This is a genomic window from Amycolatopsis sp. NPDC003861 (assembly GCF_053605405.1).
In genome coordinates this window covers 1-5,843 of record NZ_JBSGJD010000398.1, presented here as the reverse complement: position 1 = coordinate 5,843, position 5,843 = coordinate 1, and the positions used below count along the sequence as shown (strand labels likewise).

Sequence of the window (5,843 nt, the reverse complement as noted above, 5' to 3'; positions counted from 1 at the left end):
CGACGTCGGCGCCGTCGTCCGCTACACCAACGGCGGCTACTACCGCGCCAAGAACGCCAACCCGGGCTACGACCCCGTCATCAGCACCTGGTACTGGGAGCCCTACAGCTGTGACGGCGGGGGCGGCACCACCTGCAGCTACCCGAACTGGGTGGCCGGGCAGTGGTACGACGTCGGCGCGATCGTCCGCTACACCAACGGCGGCTACTACCGCGCCAAGAACGCCAACCCGGGCTACGACCCCGTCATCAGCACCTGGTACTGGGAGCCCTTCAGCTGCGGTGGCGGCACCGATCCCGGCAACCCCGGCGCGTTCGTGGTGAGCGAAGCCCAGTTCAACCAGATCTTCCCGGGCCGGAACTCCTTCTACACCTACAGCGGCCTCACCGCCGCGCTCTCGGCCTACCCCGGCTTCGCGAACACCGGCAGTGATACCGTCAAGAAGCAGGAGGCCGCGGCCTTCCTCGCCAACGTCAACCACGAAACCGGCGGGCTCGTCTACATCGTCGAGCAGAACACGGCCAACTACCCGCACTACTGCGACTGGAGCCAGTCCTACGGCTGCCCGGCCGGCCAAGCCGCCTACTACGGCCGCGGCCCGATCCAGCTGAGCTGGAACTTCAACTACAAGGCCGCCGGTGACGCGCTCGGCATCGACCTGCTCGGCAACCCGTGGCAGGTCGAGCAGAACTCGGCCGTCGCCTGGAAGACCGGGCTCTGGTACTGGAACACCCAGAGCGGCCCCGGCTCCATGACCCCGCACAACGCGATGGTCAACGGCCGCGGCTTCGGCGAGACCATCCGCAGCATCAACGGCTCCATCGAATGCAACGGCGGCAACCCCGCCCAGGTGCAGAGCCGCGTCGACAAGTACCGCCAGATCACCGCGGTCCTCGGCGTCGACCCCGGCGCCAACCTGTACTGCTGAACCCGCGGGCGGGCGGGGTCACGGCCCCGCCCGCTCAGCCGGCGAGCCGGTCCGCGATCAGCCGGATGACCGCCGCCGCGTGGTCGTTCAGGTAGAAGTGGCCGCCCGGGTACGTCTTCAGCTCGAAGCCCGCCGACGTCCGCTCGGCCCACTGGCGCGCCTCGGCGTCGGTAACCTTGGGGTCCGCGTCGCCGACCAGCGCCACGATCGGGCAGCCGACGTCGGGGCCGGGACGGTAGCGGTAGAGCTCCGCGGCCTTGTAGTCACTGCGCAGCGCGGGCAGCACCAGGTTGCGGATGTCCTCGTCGTCCAGCACCGCCGCGTCGGTGCCGCCGAGCCGCTTGACCTCGGCCAGCAGTTCTTCGTCGCCCTTTTCGTGGACCCGCTCGTCGCGGTGGGCCGACGGCCCGCGGCGGCCCGAGACGAACAGGGTGAGCAGCTTCGTGCCCCGCGCTTCCAGCCGCCGGGCGACCTCGAAGGCCAGGCTGGCGCCCATGCTGTGGCCGAAGAACGCCACCGGCCCGGCGATCTCCGGGGCGAGCACATCCGCCAGCCGGTCCGCGAGCACGAACAGGTCGTCCACCGGGGCCTCGGCGTGCCGGTCCTGCCGGCCCGGGTACTGCACGGCCAGCACCTCCACCGACGGCGCCAGCGCCGCCGACACCGGGTGGAAGTAGCTCGCCGCTCCCCCGGAGTGCGGGAAGCACACGAGCCGCGCCGCGGCGGACGGCGCCGGGTGGAAGCGCCGGACCCACTCGGAGGCGTCGAGGGAAATCGTCATGGTCCCCAATCTGGCAGGCCGCCGGACCGGCGTCGACCCCTAACGTGCGCAGTACCGGCGGCAGGCCCCGGGATGCGGCCGGGGCCTGCCGGTTTCCGGTCAGCCGGGCGGCCTCACTCGGCCCGCCACAGCGCCGGGACGGCCGGGGGCTCCCAGCCCGGCTGCGCGGTGTGCGCCTGCAGGCAGACGTACCCGCGGCCGGCGTAGGTGACCCGGGTGCCCGCCGGGTACGCCGTGCCCACGGCCCAGGACGTGCCCCCGGGCGGCGTGGACGAGGTCGGCGGCGCGGACGTCGCGGTCGACGTCGGCGTCTGCGGGACGTTCAGCACGAAGTCGAAGGCGGCCTCCTTCGCGGAGCCGTTGTCCCGCACGGTCATCAGCAGCCGGGCGTCGAAGATCGTGTCGGTGTTGTTGCGCGGCTCGCCGGGGAAGTAGAGCTGCGTGGTCAGGATCGGCCGGCCGGGCGCCTGCACCTTGACGTGGATGTGCCGGGTCCGGCCCGGGTAGAGGCCCGGGACGATCGTGGACAGCGTGAACGCGCCCTGGGCGTTCGTGTACTGGTGCCCGCGGAAGGTGTAGCCGGTGTTGTCGTAGGCGCCGTTGACGTCCGCCTGCCAGAAGTCCAGCAGCGCGCGGTTGATCGGCAGGCAGGCGCGTCCGAAGACGTAGCCGGTCACGGTCAGCCGGGTGCCCTGGGTGCCGGGTGTGACGAGGTTGGTCCGTTCCGGCGAGTTCGGCTTGAAGTACGGCCCCTCGGTCTGCTCGATCGTCGGCTCGTCGCCGTCGTGGCAGGCCGGGGTCAGCTCCGGTGCCGTGCCGCCGACGGCGTTCGCGCGGGCCAGCGCCGGGCCGCCGATCAGCGCGACCGGCGCTGCGACGCCCGCGGCCAGCGCGGCCTTGAGCACCGTCTTGCGGCTCAACTGGTTTTCCTCGTCCATGCCTGGCTCCTCGTGGTGGGGGATCCCTCGAACGTAGGCAGGCACCGGGCGGGCGGCGATGGACTGGCCCCGTCAGTCGTGGTGCTTCTCCCCGCCGCGCCGGAAGTCACCGGGGCTCAGCCCGGTTTCGCGGCGGAAGAACCGGCAGAAGTAGGCCGGGTCGGCGAACCCGACGCGGCTCGCCACCTGCCGGACGGTGAGGTCCGTCCGGAGCAGGAACCGTTGCGCCTCCCGGATCCTGGCTTCGCGCAGCAGCTGCGCGGCCGTGCGGCCGGTCGCGGCCTTCACCGCCTCGGTGAGGTGGCCGGGCGTGACGCCGAGGCGTTCGGCGTGCGCGCGCACCGACCACGGCCCGGGTCCGGGGCGGCCGGTGCGCCGGACGAATTCCGCCGCCACCGCACCGGCGGGCGCGGGCGGCGGCGTGCCCAGGAGCCGGCCCGCCCGCACGACCAGGACGTGCACCAGCGCCCGCAGCACCGACTCCGTGCCCTCACCGCCGCGGCGGTATTCGTCCTCGAGGTCGGCGATCAGCCGGGCGACCCGCGCGTCGGCGTGCTCGTCCAGGTGCAGCCACGGCCGTTCGCTCAGCCGCCGCAGCAGCTCGCGGTCGGCCGGGTGGTCGAGGAGGAAGTCGTCGGTGAACACCACGACGTGCCCGGTCAGCCCGCGGACGCCGGCCCACTGGTGCACCTGCCCGGGCGCGATGACGCCGAAGTGCGGCGGCCGCAGCGGCCAGCGCGCGGTGTCGACGACGTGCGCGCCGGTGCCGCCGGTGACGTGGACGAGCTCGTGGAAGGTGTGCCGGTGCGGGAAGTCCGCGCGGGACAGCGGCCCGATCGCGTCGAACGTGCCGACGGCGAACGGCGGCGCGTGCGGGGCGGGCACCTCCAGCCGGTGCATCGGCAGCTCCCCCGGCCGCGGGGTCCGGCAGGGCGTGCCGGGCGGAACGGTCGTACCGCGCATGGCCGAAAAGTCTAGACCAATGGACAGGCGATTCGCCGGTTTTGCCCCGATGATCGCAATCCGATCGTCGGGTTCCGGACAGCGGAACGGGGCTGGTCCACAGTGGACCAGCCCCGTTCGGCGGTACGTCTTACGCGCGGCTGCGGCGCCGGTTCACCAGCAGCATCAGCGCGCCGCCGCCGAGCAGCAGGCCGCCGATGCCGAACGGAACCGCGGCGTCGACACCGGTGTTGGCGAGCTCGCCACCACCGGAGGGAGCGCCACCGGGCGTGCTCGGCGTGGTGCTCGGGACCGCACCCGCCTCGGTCCAGGACGCGGTCGCCTTCGCGGCCACCTGGGTCTTCTCCGAGTCGGCGACGATCAGCGACTGCGCCGGCTTCTTCGCGTAGTTCTCCGCGACGAACAGGCGGCCGGTGTCCAGCTCGCCGGAGGCCTTCAGGGAGAACGAGCCGTTGCCCGGCTTGGCGCCGGCCGGGACGTCGACGAACAGCTTGCTGCCGTCCTTGACGTCGGCGGTCTTCAGCTCCTTGCCGTCGGCGTCGGTGACCTTGACGCCGTCGGGCAGCTCGGTGGTCAGCGACGTGATGTCACCGGAGGTGGCGACCTGGAACGGGCCGATCTTGGTGCCGGCCTTGCCCTCGGTCTTCGGCCCCGCGATGTTCAGGGTCGGCTTCGGCTGCTCGCCGATGCCCTTGTTCTGGTCGCCGATCAGGTAGCTGTACAGCGCGGCGACGTCGGCGTTGGCCTCGGCCGGGTTGTCCTCGGCCAGCGGCTTCGTCAGGTTGAGGTTGACACCGTCGCTGAAGTGCCACACCGCGGCCTGCGTGGCGGCGATGGCCTCGGACTCGGAGACGCCGTCGTGGACCTTGACGCCCTGCTTGGCGAGGGCGGCCTCGACGTCGGTGAGCTTCACGCCCGGGTAGCCGTGGTGCAGCACCCAGTTGATCTTGTCGCTGTTCTTGTTGAACGGCGAGTTCGCGGCCGGGTACTTGTTCCAGGGCGTCTCGACCATGTCGACGTCGGTGCGCATGCCGACGGTGATCTGCACGCAGTAGAGCTTGAGCGTCTTGCCGTCCGACAGCTTGAAGCCGAACAGCTTGGCGATGTAGTCGCCGCCGCCTTCGAGGTTGATCCGGTAGCCGACCGTGCCCGCGTCCTCGACGACGCGGCCGCGCGCGGCACCGTCGTCCGCGAGGGCGGAGGGAGCGCTGACCATGACCGCGGCGGCCGCGGCGAGCACCGCGATCCCGCCACGCACGAGAGCTGACCTGACCTGCATAAATCTCCTATCCGAGCCCGAACCACGCCGTTAGGGGCGCCGTGGGATCACCATCCCCGACCACGGCGGCCACTGATTCGGGTGAGTGATCACCCGGTCAAGCGATATCGGAGCATACACAGACCACACAAGGGCTACGCACGGTGCCCCCATAAACCCGAATTCCCTTGGAAATCCCCTGAAAGAGGCCCAGATTTCAGGCGCCGAAATACCCTTCGAACAGGATTCCGGCGATCTTCGTGGTGGTCTCCTTGCCGACCTCGTCGCCGCCGGCGATCACCCGCGTGTCGTTCATCAGCGCCAGGGCGTACCGCTCGTCCGGACCGGCGAAACCGACGGAGTTCATGATCCACGAACCGTCGTCGTTGTCATCCGACCAGCCGTTCTTGTTACCCGGGTGCGCGGCCGCCCCGGCACCCCAGACGCCCCACTGCTGGTTGCCGTCCACGGTGCGCAGTTCCCGGACGAGGTAGTCGCGGTGGCGGGCGGGCATCCGGGTCAGGACGTATTCGATCAGCCGGTCCAGGTCGTCCGCCGTGGTGCGGATCCAGCCCCAGTGGTGCGGGTGCCGGTCGCTGAACCGCATGTCGGTCATCCCGTATGCCGGAAATCGACGGCCGAATTCGGTTTCGCCGCCATAACGGGTCCACAACACCTGGGCCGCGTCGTCGTCACTCGAATGGAGCATCCGGTGCATCAGTTCGCGATCTTCGGCGGACAACGAGACCGTTCCGGAGTCCGACCGCAGCAGCAGGTCGACGGCCATCGCGAGCTTCGGCGTCGAGCAGGCCCAGATCAGCGTGCCGGCGGCCGGGCTGCGGTAGACGGCGCCGGTCGAGCGGTCCCGCAGGACGATCCCGGTGACCCCGGGGCGGCTGTCGGCGTAGGCCTGCGCCCGGGCGATCCGCGCCCGCAGGTCCGCGCCGAAGGGGTCACCCGCGCCGGCGTCCGGCG

The 5,843-nt window shown here is 71.3% G+C and carries 6 protein-coding genes; 1 reads left to right on the top strand and 5 read right to left on the bottom strand.

The features are described 5' to 3' along the window. On the top strand, positions 1–928 hold a 928-nt coding region (locus ACWEVN_RS46020; RefSeq protein ID WP_452055474.1), incomplete at its 5' end, for a glycoside hydrolase family 19 protein. A 34-nt stretch (positions 929–962) separates the two neighbouring features. Here the strand turns inward: ACWEVN_RS46020 and ACWEVN_RS46015 are convergent. The 5 genes from ACWEVN_RS46015 to ACWEVN_RS45995 all read right to left on the bottom strand — a co-directional run. Continuing rightward, entirely contained in the window at positions 963–1,709 is a 747-nt protein-coding gene (locus tag ACWEVN_RS46015) for a thioesterase II family protein (RefSeq protein WP_452055473.1), read from the bottom strand. Positions 1,710–1,822: 113 nt separating this feature from the next. Further along, entirely contained in the window at positions 1,823–2,647 is an 825-nt protein-coding gene (locus ACWEVN_RS46010; RefSeq protein ID WP_452055472.1) for a dioxygenase family protein, read from the bottom strand. 72 nt (positions 2,648–2,719) lie between these two features. Next, positions 2,720–3,547: an AraC family transcriptional regulator gene (locus tag ACWEVN_RS46005; RefSeq protein ID WP_449685286.1), complete on the bottom strand. Its 828-nt coding sequence runs from the start codon at positions 3,545–3,547 to the stop codon at positions 2,720–2,722. Positions 3,548–3,740: 193 nt separating this feature from the next. Further along, positions 3,741–4,889, bottom strand: a complete 1,149-nt coding sequence (locus tag ACWEVN_RS46000) for a Cys-Gln thioester bond-forming surface protein (RefSeq protein WP_452055471.1) — start codon at positions 4,887–4,889, stop codon at positions 3,741–3,743. Between the two features lie 196 nt (positions 4,890–5,085). Then, on the bottom strand, positions 5,086–5,843 hold a 758-nt coding region (locus ACWEVN_RS45995; RefSeq protein WP_452055470.1), incomplete at its 5' end, for a tat pathway signal sequence.